The organism is Ornithinimicrobium ciconiae (assembly GCF_007197575.1).
GTDB lineage: Bacteria > Actinomycetota > Actinomycetes > Actinomycetales > Dermatophilaceae > Ornithinicoccus > Ornithinicoccus ciconiae.
The window spans coordinates 2,447,748-2,463,009 of the sequence record NZ_CP041616.1; the positions used below are offsets into that span (position 1 = coordinate 2,447,748).

Consider the following 15,262-nt stretch of genomic DNA (forward strand, 5'->3'; position numbering starts at 1 on the left):
GGAGTCCCTAACCTCCCGCCCCCCACCCATTTTCAGAGGGGTTTCGTCGGCGCCTCATCCATTTTCCGAGAGGTTTCGTCGGCGCCTCATCCATTTTCCGAGAGGTTTCGTCGGCGCCCCACCCATTCTTGGGGAGGTCTGGTCTGCGTCTCGCGCCCTTCTGGGGGGGCCGACCACGCGTCTTCGGCCCCAGTGTCGTCGCATAGGCTCTGCCCTCGTGATCCGCGTCCACCAGCTCTCGCGCGCCTTCGGTCGGGTAACCGCCCTCGACGGCGTCAGTTGGAGCGCCCAGCCGGCGCAGGTGACCTGCCTGCTCGGGCCCAATGGCGCGGGCAAGACCACCACTGTCGAGATCGCCGAGGGCCTGCAGTATGCCGACTCCGGCACCGTGGAGGTGTTGGGCACCAACCCCTGGCGGGCCAGTGCTGAGCACCGCGCCCGGGTCGGGGTCATGTTGCAGGACGGTGGACTCCCCCAGTCCGTCAAACCGCTGGTTCTGCTGCAGCATCTTGCCCGGTTCTATGCGGCCCCGGCCGACATCGGTGCGCTGAGTGCCGAGCTGGGCATCGATGAGTTTGCCGGCACCACGATCCGTCGCCTGTCCGGTGGTCAGCGTCAGCGGGTGGCTCTGGCGGCAGCCCTGGTCGGGCAGCCGTCCGCACTCTTCCTAGACGAGCCGACGGCGGGACTGGACCCGCACGTGCGCCGCACCGTGTGGGACCTGATCACCCGCAGCGCCGAGGGGGGCGCCACGGTGGTGGTGACCACGCACTCCTTCGAGGAGGCCGAGCGTCTGGCGGACCACCTGGTGATCATGGCCCGCGGCCGCACCGTCGCGGAGGGAACCCCCGCGGAGGTGGCGGCTGACCGCAGCCTCGAGTCGGCATACTTCGCGCTCACCGATGGGAGGGAGAGCCGATGAGCACCGCTCCCCCGGCCAATCGGCATACGGCCACCCCAGGGCGCCCCGCCCCCACCGCGCGCCGCATCCTGACCCAGGCGGTCTTTGAGACCAAGGGGCTGCTGAGCCACGGCGAGCAACTCCTGGTCAGTGTGGTCCTGCCGCTCATGGCGCTGACCGGACTCGCGGTGACCGACGTCCCGTCCCTGGGCGAGGGCGAGCGGATCGACCTCGCGACCGCTGGCGTCTTCGCCCTGGCGATCATCTCCACGGCGTTCACCGGGCAGGCCATCCTCCTCGGGTTCGAGCGGCGCTGGGGGGTGCTGCGGATGCTGGGCACCACGCCCCTGGGGCGCGGCGGACTCCTTCCCGCCAAGGCGCTCTCGGTGCTGGCTGTCGTCGCCGTCCAGTTCGTCGTGCTCGGTGCCGTCGCTGCTTTCCTCGGGTGGCGTCCGGAGCTCAGCGGACTGCCCGGTGCCCTGGCGGTGACGATCGCGGGAGTGCTCGCCTTCGCCTCCCTCGCTGCCCTGATCGGCGGCACGCTGCGCGCCGAGGGTGTCCTCGCGCTGGCCAACCTGCTGTGGATCCTGCTGGCCGCGCTCGGTGGGGTCCTGATCTCGGCGGACCGCTATCCCGCGCCGTGGGACACCGTGGTCAGCGCCCTGCCCTCCGCGGCCCTCGGCGACGGCATGCGCGAGGCCCTGGTGCACGGCGCGTTCCCCGCCACGCAGATCCTCATCCTACTCGCGTGGGCCGGGCTCACCGCGGCCCTCGCCACCCGTCTGCTGCGCTGGTCCGACTGACCCGATCCGAGGCCGGCCGTCAGGTGGGTGGCTGAGGGAACACGTCGCCCACGACCTACCATGAATGGGTGCCCGTGAACTCTGCCTGGCTGCGCCGGATCCTCGCCTTCAACCTCGTCCTGCAGGTGCTCATCGTCATCACTGGCGGCCTGGTCCGGCTGACCGGCAGTGGCCTGGGCTGCCCGACGTGGCCCCGCTGCGAGGGTGACTCGTTCACCCCGGTGATCCACGACGCGATGACCTTCCACCCGTTCGTGGAGTACGGCAACAGGATGTTGAGTGTCCTCGTCGGCGTCGGCGCCCTGCTGACGGTCTGGGCCGTATGGCGGTGGGCCCGGTCCCGCACCCCGATGATGCCGCTGGCATGGGCGATCCTCGGCCTCACCATCGGCCAGGGGGCGCTCGGTGGGATCACCGTGCTGACCCGGCTCCACCCGATCACGGTCATGGGGCACTTCCTGGTGTCCATGTCGCTGGTGATGCTGAGCACCTGGCTGGTGCTGCGGGAGCGGCAGCCCGACCACCGGGCCCGTCCGGTGGCACCGCTCATCGTCCGACAGCTGGCCGCGGCCACCTCGCTGGCGCTGGTGGCGGTCCTGGTCCTGGGCACCATCGTGACCGGCTCGGGTCCCCACTCCGGCGATGCCGAGCACCCGGCCCGGTTCGGCCTCGACGCCCGCACGATCTCCTGGCTGCACGCCGACGCGGTGATGCTCTTTGTCGGGCTCGTCGTGGCGATGGTGGTCGCCACGCGTCTGGTCTCACGTGCAGTCCGCTCCCGCGAGTGGTGGGGGTGGGTGCTGCTGATCTCCCTGGCCCAGGGCGTCATCGGCTACACGCAGTACCTCACCGGACTCCCCGAACTGCTGGTGCTCGTCCACATGCTGGGCGCCGCGGCGCTGACGGCGACCGTCACCGGTGGGGTGCTCACACTCTGGGACCGGGAGCCTGCTGCGGTCGGAGACACCGACGTCACGGGAGCTCCGGAGCTCACTGCGCGTCAGCGTTGAGTCGAACCGGCGGGCTACCAGACCGCTGCTCCGTGGGCCGCCGGACGTCCGAAGATCTCCCTAGCCCTGAGACCTACGAAACCCCTCCAAAAAGACGCCTGACGCCTACGAAACCACTCCGAGAATGGGTCAGACGCCTACGAAACCCCTCCAAAAAGGGTCAGAACGGGAGCGCGACGAAGACCAGGGGGTCGACCGCGACGCCCAGGAAGAGCAGCGTCAGATAGCTGATCGAGAAGTGGAAGAGGCGCATCGCGCCGAGCTTGTTGCCGGTCTCCCCCGCCTTGGCGCGGCTCAGCAGCCGGTGGGCCTCGACGAGGAAGACCGCACCGGAGAGCAGCGCGACACCGGTGTAGATCCAGCCCATCGGCGCGACCGGGATGAGCAGCAGCGAGGTGGCGATGGTGGCCCACGAGTAGGCCACGACCTTGCGCGCTACCGCCACGTCCTCCGCCACGACCGGCAGCATCGGCACCCCGGCCGCGGCATAGTCGTCCTTGAAGCGCATCGACAGCGGCCAGTAGTGCGGCGGCGTCCAGAAGAAGATGACCATGAACAGCACGAGCGCCGGCCAGGCCAGCGAGTTGGTCACCGCGGACCAACCGATCAGCACCGGCATACAGCCCGCGACGCCGCCCCAGACGATGTTCTGCGAGGTGCGCCGCTTGAGCAGGATCGTGTAGAAGCCGACGTAGAGCACGATCGCGCCCAGCCCCAGCCAGGCCGAGAGCCAGTTGACGAACAGGCCCAGCCACAGGGTCGCGATGACCCCGAGCACGACGCCGAAGATCATCGCGGCCCGTGGCGTGATCACCCCGGTGACCAGCGGACGGTTCTCCGTGCGATGCATCTGGGCATCGATGTCCCGGTCGAGATAACAGTTCAGCGTGTTGGCCGAGGCCGCGGCGAGCGTGCCGCCGACCAGGGTGGCAACCATCAGCCAGAGCGAGGGGATGCCGCCCTCGGCGAGAAACATCACCGGGAAGGTGGTGACCAGCAGCAGCTCGATGATGCGGGGCTTGGTCAGCGCGACATAGTCGCCGACGACCTGGCGCCAGCCACGGTCAGCGACAGGGTTGGTCGTCCCTGTCGCGCGGTCCAGAGTGGTCACGTCGTCCTTGTCACAGAGCAGCAGACAGTATGCCGGGCGCCCGGGTTGGGGGGCCCGCTTGCACCTCTCATGGTAGCCGCCCAGGGCGCCGACACACTCACCGGGACGCCGGGCCGCGCCGACCTGACGGCGAACCCGAGGAAGAGTGGACCGGACGGTGCGCACTTCACTCCGGCGGACTAAGGTCGGCAGTGACCGTGGTGCTGCCACGCACCACGCCGCCGACTACGGAGGAGTGACTCGTGACCGAGACGACCCAGGACACCCCGAATCGAGACGCGAGCCTCGCCGCCCCGGTGGCCACCGAGGTCGGCTGGACCGATCTCGACGTGCGCGCCGTCGACACCGCCCGGATCCTGGCCGCTGACGCAGTCCAGAAGGTCGGTAACGGCCACCCCGGGACGGCGATGAGCCTGGCCCCGGTCGCCTACCTGCTCTATCAGAACGTGATGAAGCACGACCCGAGCGACCCCGACTGGCTGGGACGCGACCGGTTCGTCCTCTCCTGTGGGCACTCGAGCCTGACCCAGTACATCCAGCTCTATCTCAACGGTTACGGCCTGGAGCTGAGCGACCTGGCGGCGCTGCGCACCTGGGGCAGCCTGACCCCGGGGCACCCCGAGGTCCATCACACGACCGGTGTGGAACTGACCACCGGCCCGCTGGGCAGCGGTCTGGCGACTGCGGTCGGCATGGCGATGGCGCAGCGCCGTCAGCGTGGCCTGCTCGACCCGGACGCGGCTCCCGGCACCTCACCCTTCGACCACCACATCTGGGTCCTTGCCTCTGACGGCGACATCATGGAGGGCGTGGCCTCTGAGGCCTCCTCCCTGGCTGGGCACCAGGAGCTGGGTAACCTGACGCTGATCTACGACCAGAACTACATCTCCATCGAAGACGACACCGACATCTCCTTCTCCGAGGACGTCGCCAAGCGCTACGAGGCCTACGGCTGGAACGCCGTGACCGTCGACTGGCGCGAGCAGGAGTCGTATGTCGAGAACATCGACGCCCTGTTCACCGCCCTCGAGGACAGCAAGACCTCCGACAAGCCGACGCTGGTGCTGCTCCGGACGATCATCGCCTGGCCCGCCCCCACCGCGCAGGACACCGGCGCCTCGCACGGCTCGGCCCTGGGTGCCGACGAGGTCGCCGCGACCAAGAAGCTCCTCGGGTTCGATCCGGACGTGAACTTCCCGGACGACCCCGAGGTCCTGGCACACGCCCGCCTGGTGATGGACCGCGGACAGGCCGCGCACGCGGAGTGGGACACGGCATACAACACCTGGCGGGACGCCAACGCGGACCGGGCGACCCTCCTGGACCGCCTCCTGGCCAAGGAGCTGCCGGACGGCTTCGCAGACGCCTTCCCCGTCTTCGACGCCGACGCCAAGGGCAAGGCCACCCGCGCCGCCTCCGGTGAGGTGCTCAACGCCCTCGCCGATGTGATGCCCGAGCTGTGGGGCGGCTCGGCCGACCTGGCCGGCTCCAACAACACCACCATGAAGGGTGAGCCGAGCTTCGTCCCGGCGAGCAAGTCCACGGACATGTTCGCCGGCAACGAGTTTGGACGCACCCTGCACTTCGGCATCCGCGAGAACGGCATGGGCATGATCCTGTCGGGCATCGCACTGGAGGGCCTGACGCGACCCTACGGCGGCACCTTCCTGGTGTTCTCGGACTACATGCGCCCGGCCGTCCGGCTGGCCTCGATCCAACAGCTCCCGGTCGTCTATGTCTGGACCCACGACTCCATCGGTCTGGGTGAGGACGGCCCGACCCACCAGCCCGTCGAGCACCTCGCCGCACTGCGCGCGATCCCCGGCCTCGACGTGATCCGCCCGGCCGACGCCAACGAGACCGCCGTGGCCTGGCGCACCGCCCTGCAGATCCACGACCACCCGATGGCGCTGGCGCTGACCCGCCAGAACGTGCCGACCTGGGACCGCACCGAGTTCGCCTCCGCGGACCTGACGGAAAAGGGCGGCTACGTCCTGGTTGACGCGGAGGGCGGGGAGCCCGACGTGATCCTGATCGGCACCGGCTCGGAGGTCCAGCTGGCCGTGCACGCGCGCCAGCAGCTCGCCGAGCAGGGTGTGCGCGCCCGCGTGGTGAGCATGCCGTGTCGCGAGTGGTTCGACGCGCAGGACCAGTCCTACCGGGACGACGTCCTCCCGCCGACCGTGCGGGCCCGGGTCAGCGTCGAGGCCGGCGTGGCCCAGGGCTGGCGCGAGCTGGTAGGCGACGCCGGACGGATCATCAGCCTCGACCACTTCGGCGCCTCCGCCGACTACGAGACCCTCTTCCGCGAGTTCGGCATCACCGCCGAGGCCGTCGCCGCGGCGGCCACCGAGTCCATCGCCGCGGCCCGGGGCGACGAGGCCCCGGCCCACAACACCCCGACCGAACCGTCCTCCGGCGAGCCCACCATCGGCGACGTCCCCACCTCAACTCAGGAGAAGTGAGCACCCATGACTGAGAACACCACGTCCTCGAGCACCCCCCTGGCAGATCTGTCCGCCGCCGGTGTCTCCATCTGGCTGGACGACCTCAGCCGCACCATGATCAGTTCCGGTGAACTCCAGCAGCTCATCGACACCCGCCATGTCGTCGGCGTCACCACCAACCCGACGATCTTCGCCAACGCCCTCTCTGACGGCGAGGCCTACACCGAGCAGGTGCAGCAGTTGGCTGCCGCCGGGTCGGACGTCGACACCACGGTCTTCGCGCTGACCACCGAGGACGTCCGCAACGCCTGCGACGTGCTCAAGCCCGTCTTCGACGCCTCGGGCGGGGTCGACGGTCGCGTCTCCATCGAGGTGGACCCGCGGTTGGAGGCCGACACCGAGGGCACGGTCGAGATGGCCAAGAAGCTCTGGGCCGAGGTCGACCGCGAGAACCTGTTCATCAAGATCCCGGCCACGGTCGAGGGGCTGCCCGCGATCAGCCAGGTGCTAGCCGAGGGGATCAGCGTCAACGTGACCCTGATCTTCTCCCTGGACCGCTACCGCGGGGTGATGAACGCCTTCCTCACCGGCCTCGAGCAGGCTCGTGAGGGTGGCAAGGACCTGTCCACGATCCACTCGGTCGCCTCGTTCTTCGTCTCCCGTGTCGACAGCGAGATCGACAACCAGCTCGACGCCATCGGCACCCCCGAGGCCACCGCGCTGAAGGGCAAGGCAGGGCTGGCCAACGCCCGCCTGGCCTACCAGGCCTACGAGGAGGTCTTCTCCACCCCGCGCTGGCAGAACCTCGCCGACGACGGGGCCAACGCCCAGCGGCCGCTGTGGGCCTCCACCGGGGTGAAGAACCCGGACTACCCGGACACGCTGTATGTCGACGGGCTGGTCGCCCCGAACACCGTCAACACCATGCCGCACGCCACCATGGAGGCCACGGCCGACCACGGGGTGATCCCGGCCGACTCGGTGACCGGCACCTATGCCGAGTCCCAGCAGGTCCTCGACGACCTGGAGCGGGTCGGCGTCAGCTATGCCCAGGTGGTGGACACCCTGGAGACCGAGGGTCTGGACAAGTTCGTGAAGTCCTGGGCCGGGCTGCTCGACTCTGTCCAGGGCGAGCTCGACCGGCTGGGTGGCGAAGCCAGGTGAGCTCACTGTCCGTCGAGGCGCTGGGCGCGGCGGCTGACGCCGTCGAGGCGCACCTGCCCACGCTGGTGGAGGACAAGGTCGCCTCCCGCCTGTTCGCGCAGGATCCCACCCTGTGGGGTCCTGAGGCCGAGTCCGAGTCCGCGATCCGGCTCTCCTGGACGGGCCTGCACCGCACCTCCCGTCCCCTGGTCGGGGAGATCTCTGCGCTGCGCGAGGAGCTCACCTCCCGCGGGGTGCACCGGATCGCCCTGTGCGGCATGGGCGGCTCCTCCCTGGCCCCCGAGGTGATCTGCGCAACGGCAGGGGTCGACCTCGTGGTCGTCGACTCCTCCGATCCGGACATGGTGCGCGCGTGCGTGCACGATGACCTGGCCGGGACCGCGGTGGTGGTCTCCTCCAAGTCCGGATCGACCGTCGAGACCGACTCCCAGCGCCGGATCTTCATCCAGGCCTTCCAGGACGCCGGAATCGACCCGACCGAGCGGATCATCATCGTCACCGACCCCGGCAGCGCGATGGACACGCAGTCCCGGGCCGACGGTTACCGCGTCATCAACGCCGACCCCAATGTCGGTGGGCGCTACTCGGCCCTGACCGCGTTCGGTCTCGTGCCATCGGGGCTGGCCGGCATCGACGTCGGGGCACTGCTGGACGAGGCCGAGGTGGTCGCCGACCTCCTCGCCGAGGACGACCCGGCCAACCCCGGCCTGCGGCTCGGCGCTGCCATGGCCGGCACCGAGCCCCTGCGCGACAAGTTGATCCTCACCGACCGCGGCACCCCCATCGTGGGTTTCGCCGACTGGGCCGAGCAGCTCATCGCCGAGAGCACCGGCAAGGAGGGCACCGGCGTGCTGCCGGTCGTCGTGGGCCGTGCCGGGGCAGCACCGGCCGTGGCCGGCGCCCCGGACGCCACGGTGGTCGCGCTGACCGCCGAGGACGACGAGGAGACTGCCAGCGAGCAGGTGCCCTCGCAGATCAACGTCGCCGGCACACTGGGTGCCCAGCTGCTGCTCTGGGAGGTCGCCACGGCGGTCGCCGGGCGGCTCCTGGGGATCAACCCGTTCGACCAGCCCGACGTCGAGAGCGCCAAGTCCGCCGCCCGCGACCTGATGGACAACCCCTCAGGTGGGACCGAGGACGCGCTCGGCACGGACGGTGCCGTCGAGATCCGGACCGCCGGCACGGCCCTGGAGCTCGGGGAGGCCAGCACCTCGCTCGAGGGCTCGGTCGACGCGCTCCTGGCGCAGCTGGACCCCGACCGCGGCTACCTGGCCGTCATGGTCTATCTGGACCGTCTCGCGCACGCCGACCTGGAGTCGGTGCGCGGCACCCTGGAGACCCGTCTGGGCCGCCCGGTCACCTTCGGCTGGGGACCGCGCTTCCTGCACTCCACCGGCCAGTTCCACAAGGGCGGACCGGAGACCGGGATCTATCTGCAGGTGACCGGGGCACCCGTCCAGGACGTTCCGGTGCCGGGCAAGGAGTTCACCCTCGGCACCTTCATCGCCGCCCAGGCGGCCGGTGACGCCCAGGTGCTCGCCGACAAGGGCCGACCGGTCCTGCGGCTGCACCTGACCGAGCAGGAGGCAGGGCTGGCCCAGCTCCGCGAGGTGCTGGGTCGCTCGTGAGTCCGACGGACGTGTCCGCGCAGCATAACCCGCTGCGGCACCCGGACGACAAGCGCCTGCCCCGCATCGCGGGCCCGTGCAGCATGGTGATGTTCGGCGTCACCGGCGACCTGGCCCGCAAGAAGCTCATGCCGGCGATCTACGACCTCGCCAACCGCGGCCTGCTCCCGGCCGGGTTCTCCCTGGTCGGGTTCGCCCGGCGGGACTGGAAGCAGCAGGACTTCGGCAAGGTCGTGCACGACTCGGTGCGCGCCCACGCCCGCACCCCCTTCCGGGAGGACGTGTGGCGCAGCCTGGCGGAGGGCTTCCGGTTCGTGCCGGGCAACTTCGACGACGCGGATGCCTACCGGGTGCTGGCCGACACGGTGCGCGAGCTGGACTCCGAGCGCGGCACCGGGGGCAACCACGCGTTCTACCTCTCGATCCCGCCGGACTACTTCGCGACCGTCTGCGAGCAGTTGCGCGCTTCCGGCCTCAGCGACCCGATCCCGGGCAGCTGGCGTCGGGTGGTGATCGAGAAACCGTTCGGTCACGACCTGGCCAGTGCCCAGGAGCTCAACGAGATCGTCGAGGGGGTTTTCCCGCCCGACTCGGTCTTCCGGATCGACCACTACCTGGGCAAGGAGACGGTGCAGAACATCCTGGCCCTGCGTTTCGCCAACCAGATGTTTGAGCCGATCTGGAACAGCAACTACGTCGATCACGTGCAGATCACGATGGCCGAGGACATCGGGATCGGTGGCCGGGCCGGATACTACGACACGGTCGGCGCGGCCAAGGACGTCATCCAGAACCATCTGCTGCAGCTCCTGGCGCTGACCGCGATGGAGGAGCCGATCGACTTCACCGCCCCGTCCGTGCGCATCGAGAAGCTCAAGGTGCTCGCCTCCGCCCGACTGCCCGAGGACCTGGGCAGTGCGACGTCGCGGGGTCAGTATGCCGCGGGCTGGCAGGGCAGTGAACTCACCCAGGGCTACCTCGAGGAGGCCGGGGTCGCCCCCGACTCCCTCACCGAGACGTATGCCGCGCTGAAGGTGGAGGTGGACACCCGACGCTGGGCGGGGGTCCCGTTCTATCTGCGCGCCGGCAAACGGCTGGGCAAGCGGGTCACCGAGATCGCCGTGGTCTTCAAGCGGGCGCCGCATCTGCCGTTCAGCAGCACGGCGACCGAGGAGCTGGGGCAGAACGCCATCGTCATCCGGATCCAGCCGGATGAGGGCATCACGATGCGCTTCGGCTCCAAGGTGCCCGGCACCCAGATGGAGGTCCGCGACGTGACGATGGACTTCGGTTATGGCGCGTCGTTCACCGAGTCCAGCCCCGAGGCCTACGAGCGGCTCATCCTGGATGTGCTGCTCGGCGACCCCCCGCTGTTCCCACGTCACGAGGAGGTCGAGCTCTCCTGGCGGATCCTCGACCCCGTGATCGACTACTGGGCCCGCAACGCGGTGAAGCCGGGTGCCTACCCGGCTGGCACGTGGGGGCCGGAGTCGGCCGATGAGTTGATGCGCCGGGATGGGCGCGAGTGGAGACTGCCGTGATCGTCGACCTGCCCAGCACCACCACCACCGAGATCGCCAAACGTCTGGTCGCCCTGCGGCACTCCGTCGGCGCGATGGCCATGGGCCGGGTCCTCACCCTGCTCCTGGTGACCGACGAGGAGGAGGCGGACGCGGCCCTGGAGATCGCCAACGACGCCACGCGTCAGCACCCGGCCCGCATCCTGGCGGTCGTGCGTGCCAACCGACGTGGGTCCAGTCGCCTGGACGCGCAGATCCGGGTCGGCGGTGACGCCGGGGCGAGCGAGATCGTCGTCCTGCGGATGTTTGGTGAGATGGCGGACCACGGCGCCTCCGTGGTGACCCCGCTGCTTCTGCCGGACTCCCCCATCGTGGCGTGGTGGCCGGGGGAGCCACCACCCGACGTGGCCACCAGCGCCCTCGGGGAGATCGCCCGCCGACGCATCACCGACGCCGGTGGCTGCAGCAGCCCCGCGGCCCAGCTCAAGCGCCGCGCCAAGCACTATGCGCCGGGTGACACCGACCTGTCCTGGACGCGGATCACCCGCTGGCGCGGCCTGCTGGCAGCCGCCCTGGACGAGGCACCGTTCGAGCCCGTGCAGTCTGCTGCGGTGGTGGCCGAGCCCGGGGAGCCCAGCGCTGACCTGATTGCCGGCTGGCTCGCCGATGCGCTCGACGTGCCGGTGCAGCGCGTCAACAGCGCGGCCGGCACCGGCATCGTCAGTGTGCGGATGGATCGTGCGCACGGACCGATCGATCTGGCCCGCTCCGACGAGGGTCTGTCGACCCTCAGTCAACCGGGCCAGCCAGTGCGCGAGGTGCCGCTCATCACTCCCAGCGCGGCCGAGTGCCTGGCCCAGGAGCTGCGCCGGCTCGATGCCGATGAGATCTACGCCGCCGCCCTGACCAGGGGCCTGCCCCTGGTCACCCGCAAGCGCAAGGGAGCGGCCCACGCCGCCCGCGCCGGTGACGTCCCGGCCGGGCCGGCGCAGGTGCCGGCCACCGCCACCCCCTCGATGTCCTCGCGTGCGTTGGGCAAGCGGCACCCCCAGGAGGACGCCCCAGACGAGGAGCGGTTGCGCACCCGGGTGGCGGAGGAGCTCGGGGACAGGACCGCCGGGGAGGTCCGGACGGGCGCGGACCCCGAGGCGCCGACCGAGTAGGTAGCCGCGGCCGCCGCGACCGCCCTCCAGGAGGCGGTGGCCCTACGCGATGTCGCTCACCTCGTCCTCACCGGTGGCTCCATGGGAACGCGCACCGTCGCAGCACTGGCCGCGGCTGAACTGTCCACGAGCACCTGGAGCAAGGTGCATGTCTGGTGGGGCGACGAACGCTTCGTCCCCGAGAGCCACCCGGACCGCAACGACCAGCATGCCCGTGATGCTGGCCTGGACGCGCTGCCGGTGCCAGGTGCCAACATCCACCCCGCTCCGGCCGGCAGCACCGAGGAGGAGCTGCCCGCGGCTGCGGCCACCTGGGCGCGCGAGCTCGCGATGCACGCCCCGGAGGGTGAGCAGACACCTCGCTTCGACGTCGTGCTCCTGGGGATGGGTCCTGATGCGCACGTCGCCTCGCTCTTCCCCGACCGGGCGGAGCTGACGGTCACCGACCAGAGCACCGTGGCGGTGACCGACTCGCCCAAACCGCCGGCCCTGCGCCTCTCGCTCACAGTGTCGGCCCTGTGCGCCGCCGAGCGTGTCTGGCTGGTCGTCGCCGGCGAGGATAAGGCCGAGGCCGTCGTGGCAGCCCGAGCCGCGCAGGACGACCCGGCTCTGCCCGCGTCCTGGGTCCACGGCACCCGCCAGACGATCTGGTGGCTCGACGAGGCCGCTGCTCAGGGTGTGACCTGAGGTGTGACCTGACTCCTCACGCAGGGTGATGCGGGCTCAGGGTCCCGTCTCGTCAGGGGGCGTCGGTCGTGCCGCGGCGCTCCCGCAGCGCGCTCAGCGCCTCGTCGAGCAGGTCGGCGCCGGCCTTGTCGGAGCGACGCTCCTTCACATAGGCCAGGTGGGTCTTGTACGGCTCGTTCTTGGGCGCCGCTGGCGGGTTGTCCTTGTCCTGGCCCGCTGGCATGCCGCAGCGGGGACAGTCCCAGAACTCCGGGGCGTCGGCAACGCCTTCCACAGCAAAACTGGGGCGGCTCTCGTGCCCGTTGCTGCACCAGTAGGAGCGCTCGATGCGCGGGGCAACCTGGCCGCGTTCGGCCTCACCCGTGGGGCCGGAGCCCACCCTGCTACCCCTGATGGAATTCGTCCCGACCACAGCTAACCTCCTGGAACTCGAGCAACGCCTGAGCACAAAATGTAACCCGTGTCACTGCGCATCCCGGGAGGGGGGCCGCGATTCGGTCAGGCGAAGCGGATCAGCAGGCCGATTCCGACGACGGCAGCGGCCCAGATGATTGACACGGCGATGGTGATCCTGGTCAGGTTGCGCTCGGCGACCGTCGACCCACCCAGGCTGCTCGTCATGCCGCCACCGAACATGTCGGAGAGGCCGCCACCGCGGCCCTTGTGCATCAGGATCAGCAGCACCAGGAACGCACTGCTCAGCACGAGCAGCACGTCAAGGAAGATCCGGACCAAGTCCACGGGCGCACACCTCACGTCGGGTCGGGCCAGGGCGGCCCGGGGTTCAAGAGCAGATAACAGGGTAACCCACGTCGGGGTGGCGATCAGCCTCCGACGTGCTGCTGGTAGCGGCAGATGGCGGCGAAGTCCTCGACGCTGATCGAGGCACCACCGACCAGCGCACCGTCGACATCCTCCTCAGCCATGATGGAGGCGACGTTTCCAGGCTTGACGGATCCGCCATACAGGAGCCGGACCGCGTCCGCGCTGTCTCCGGTGGACAACTCAGCGACCCGGGTGCGGATGGCAGAGCACACCTCCTGGGCGTCGGCCGGGGTGGCCACCTCGCCGGTGCCGATGGCCCACACCGGCTCGTAGGCGATGACCAGACCGCTGACCGTGCTCGCGTCCAAGCCGGTCAGGACGGCGTCGACCTGGGCGAGCACGTGCGCGACGTGCTCGCCTGCCTGGCGCACCTCCAGGGGCTCGCCCACGCAGACGATCGGGACCAGCTCATGCTTGAGCGCGGCCCGGGTCTTGGCGGCGACCAGCTCGTCGGTCTCGCCGTGGAGCTGGCGGCGCTCGCTGTGCCCGACGGCGACATAACTGCAGCCGAGCTTGGCCAGGAAGGCACCAGAGATCTCTCCGGTGTAGGCGCCCGAGTCGTGCTGGGACAGGTCCTGGGCGCCATAGCCCAGCTCCAGCTTGTCCCCCTGGACCAGGGTCTGGACGGACCGCAGGTCGGTGTAGGGCGGGAGCACGACGACCTCGACGGCGGCGAAGTCGTGGCGGGCGTCCCGCAGGCTCCAGTCAAGCTTCTGCACCAGGTGGGTGGCCTGGAGGTGGTCCAGGTTCATCTTCCAGTTGCCCGCCATCAGCGGGGTGCGGTCCGTCATGAGTTCTCCAGTACCTCGAGGCCGGGCAGGGTTTTGCCTTCCAAAAACTCCAACGAGGCCCCGCCACCGGTGGAGATGTGACCGAACTCGTCGTCGGAGTGGCCGAACTGGCGCACGGCGGCAGCGCTGTCTCCGCCGCCGACGACCGTCAGGGCATCGTGACTGGCAGTGATGTCCACCAGGGCTCTGGCCACCGCCTCCGTCCCGGCCGCATAGGGCTCCATCTCGAAGGCCCCCATCGGGCCGTTCCAGAAGACGGTCCTGGCGTCCGCCAACTTGTCGGCGAACAGCCGTGCCGAGTCCGGACCGATGTCCAGGCCCATGCGGTCGGCGGGGATCTCGTCGGCCGCCACCACCTCGTGCTCGGCGTCGGCGGAGAACTCGGTCGCCGCGACGATGTCCGTCGGCAGCACGATCTCCACCCCGGTGTCCTCCGCGGTCTTCAGATAGCCGCGGACGACCTCCAACTGGTCCTCCTCGAGCAGGCTGTTACCCACCTCGTGGCCCTGGGCCGCCAGGAAGGTGAAGACCATGCCACCGCCGATGAGCAACCGGTCGGCCTTGCCGAGCAGGTTGTCGATGACACCGAGCTTGTCGGACACCTTCGCCCCACCCAGCACCACGGCATACGGGCGCCGCGGGTCCTCGGTGAGCCGGCGCAGCACCTCCACCTCGGACTGGACCAGCCCGCCTGCTGCCGACGGCAACAGGGCGGCGATGTCGAAGACGCTCGCCTGCTCGCGGTGGACCACGCCGAAGCCGTCACTGACATAGGCGTCGGCCAGGGCCGCGAGCTGCTCGGCGAACTCCTGGCGCTCCGGCGCAGTCTTGGCGGTCTCGCCCGGGTTGAACCGCAGGTTCTCCAGCAGGAGCACCTGGCCGTCCTCGAGGGCGTCCACCGCCGAGCGGGCCGACTCTCCCACCGTGTCTGTGGCGAAGGCGACCGGCTGCTCCAGCAACTCCTCGAGTCGGGTGGCCACGGGACGCAGGGAGTACTTCTCCTCCGGCGCACCCTTGGGCCGGCCCAGGTGGGCACACACGATGACCCGGGCGCCCGCCTTGGCGAGGCCCTTGATGGTGGGCACCGAGGCGCGCACCCGGCCGTCGTCGGTGATCGCGCCGGAGTCATCGAGCGGGACATTGAGGTCGCTGCGGACCAGGACCCGGCGACCCGAGAGGTCGCCGAGGTCGGCGATCGTCTTCATGGCGCCG

General features: G+C 70.0%; 13 protein-coding genes and 1 pseudogene. 9 read left to right on the plus strand and 5 right to left on the minus strand.

Features of this window, described 5'->3' with window-relative positions:
* Positions 1 to 217: 217 nt before the first annotated feature.
* From FNH13_RS11270 to FNH13_RS11280, 3 genes are all read left to right on the plus strand, one after another.
* A complete protein-coding gene (locus tag FNH13_RS11270) occupies positions 218 to 922 on the plus strand; it encodes an ABC transporter ATP-binding protein (protein WP_407669888.1) in 705 nt (234 codons plus the stop codon).
* Positions 919 to 1,704: an ABC transporter permease gene (locus FNH13_RS11275; RefSeq protein ID WP_143783509.1), complete on the plus strand. Its 786-nt coding sequence runs from the start codon at positions 919 to 921 to the stop codon at positions 1,702 to 1,704. The genes FNH13_RS11270 and FNH13_RS11275 overlap by 4 nt, the downstream gene beginning before the upstream one ends.
* A gap of 68 nt (positions 1,705 to 1,772) precedes the next feature.
* A complete protein-coding gene (locus FNH13_RS11280) occupies positions 1,773 to 2,714 on the plus strand; it encodes a COX15/CtaA family protein (RefSeq protein ID WP_143783510.1) in 942 nt (313 codons plus the stop codon).
* 160 nt (positions 2,715 to 2,874) lie between these two features.
* Here the strand turns inward: FNH13_RS11280 and FNH13_RS11285 are convergent, their stop codons facing one another.
* On the minus strand, positions 2,875 to 3,825 hold the full coding sequence (locus FNH13_RS11285; RefSeq protein WP_143783511.1) for a heme o synthase: 951 nt from the start codon (positions 3,823 to 3,825) through the stop codon (positions 2,875 to 2,877).
* A 242-nt stretch (positions 3,826 to 4,067) separates the two neighbouring features.
* On the opposite strand from FNH13_RS11285, the gene tkt reads away from it, so the two are divergent.
* The 6 genes and pseudogenes from tkt to pgl form a co-directional block, all read left to right on the plus strand.
* The gene (gene tkt / locus FNH13_RS11290; protein WP_143783512.1) at positions 4,068 to 6,290 is read left to right on the plus strand and encodes a transketolase; all 2,223 of its coding nucleotides are present in this window, start codon (positions 4,068 to 4,070) and stop codon (positions 6,288 to 6,290) included.
* Positions 6,291 to 6,296: 6 nt separating this feature from the next.
* Entirely contained in the window at positions 6,297 to 7,436 is a 1,140-nt protein-coding gene (gene tal, locus FNH13_RS11295) for a transaldolase (RefSeq protein WP_143783513.1), read from the plus strand.
* Positions 7,433 to 9,064 carry a glucose-6-phosphate isomerase gene (locus tag FNH13_RS11300; protein WP_143783514.1) on the plus strand — a complete coding sequence of 544 codons (1,632 nt, stop codon included), beginning with the start codon at positions 7,433 to 7,435 and terminating at the stop codon, positions 9,062 to 9,064. Before tal ends, FNH13_RS11300 begins: the two co-directional genes overlap by 4 nt.
* An 11-nt stretch (positions 9,065 to 9,075) precedes the next feature.
* Positions 9,076 to 10,605: a glucose-6-phosphate dehydrogenase gene (gene zwf / locus FNH13_RS11305; RefSeq protein ID WP_407669889.1), complete on the plus strand. Its 1,530-nt coding sequence runs from the start codon at positions 9,076 to 9,078 to the stop codon at positions 10,603 to 10,605.
* A complete protein-coding gene (locus tag FNH13_RS11310) occupies positions 10,602 to 11,747 on the plus strand; it encodes a glucose-6-phosphate dehydrogenase assembly protein OpcA (protein WP_143785100.1) in 1,146 nt (381 codons plus the stop codon). Before zwf ends, FNH13_RS11310 begins: the two co-directional genes overlap by 4 nt.
* 15 nt (positions 11,748 to 11,762) lie before the next feature.
* A pseudogene (gene pgl, locus FNH13_RS11315) lies at positions 11,763 to 12,434 on the plus strand (6-phosphogluconolactonase); the annotation flags it as partial.
* 52 nt (positions 12,435 to 12,486) lie between these two features.
* Here pgl and FNH13_RS11320 read toward each other — a convergent pair.
* The 4 genes from FNH13_RS11320 to FNH13_RS11335 all read right to left on the minus strand — a co-directional run bounded on the left by FNH13_RS11320 (position 12,487) and on the right by FNH13_RS11335 (position 15,255).
* Positions 12,487 to 12,846, minus strand: coding sequence for an RNA polymerase-binding protein RbpA (locus FNH13_RS11320; protein ID WP_143783517.1), 360 nt, complete (start codon positions 12,844 to 12,846; stop codon positions 12,487 to 12,489).
* A gap of 86 nt (positions 12,847 to 12,932) precedes the next feature.
* A complete protein-coding gene (gene secG, locus FNH13_RS11325) occupies positions 12,933 to 13,175 on the minus strand; it encodes a preprotein translocase subunit SecG (RefSeq protein ID WP_143783518.1) in 243 nt (80 codons plus the stop codon).
* Between the two features lie 83 nt (positions 13,176 to 13,258).
* Complete coding sequence (tpiA, locus tag FNH13_RS11330) at positions 13,259 to 14,050, minus strand: triose-phosphate isomerase (RefSeq protein ID WP_143783519.1); 792 nt, start codon at positions 14,048 to 14,050, stop codon at positions 13,259 to 13,261.
* Complete coding sequence (locus FNH13_RS11335) at positions 14,047 to 15,255, minus strand: phosphoglycerate kinase (RefSeq protein WP_143783520.1); 1,209 nt, start codon at positions 15,253 to 15,255, stop codon at positions 14,047 to 14,049. The genes tpiA and FNH13_RS11335 overlap by 4 nt, the downstream gene beginning before the upstream one ends.
* Positions 15,256 to 15,262: the final 7 nt, after the last annotated feature.

Excerpts from the sequence above, each read along its gene's own strand:
- FNH13_RS11275 (WP_143783509.1), top strand. The coding sequence starts at position 919 with ATGAGCACCGCTCCCCCGGCCAATCGGCATACGGCCACCCCAGGGCGC.
- FNH13_RS11335 (WP_143783520.1), bottom strand. The coding sequence starts at position 15,255 with ATGAAGACGATCGCCGACCTCGGCGACCTCTCGGGTCGCCGGGTCCTG.
- tal (WP_143783513.1), top strand. The coding sequence starts at position 6,297 with ATGACTGAGAACACCACGTCCTCGAGCACCCCCCTGGCAGATCTGTCC.
- tpiA (WP_143783519.1), bottom strand. The coding sequence starts at position 14,050 with ATGACGGACCGCACCCCGCTGATGGCGGGCAACTGGAAGATGAACCTG.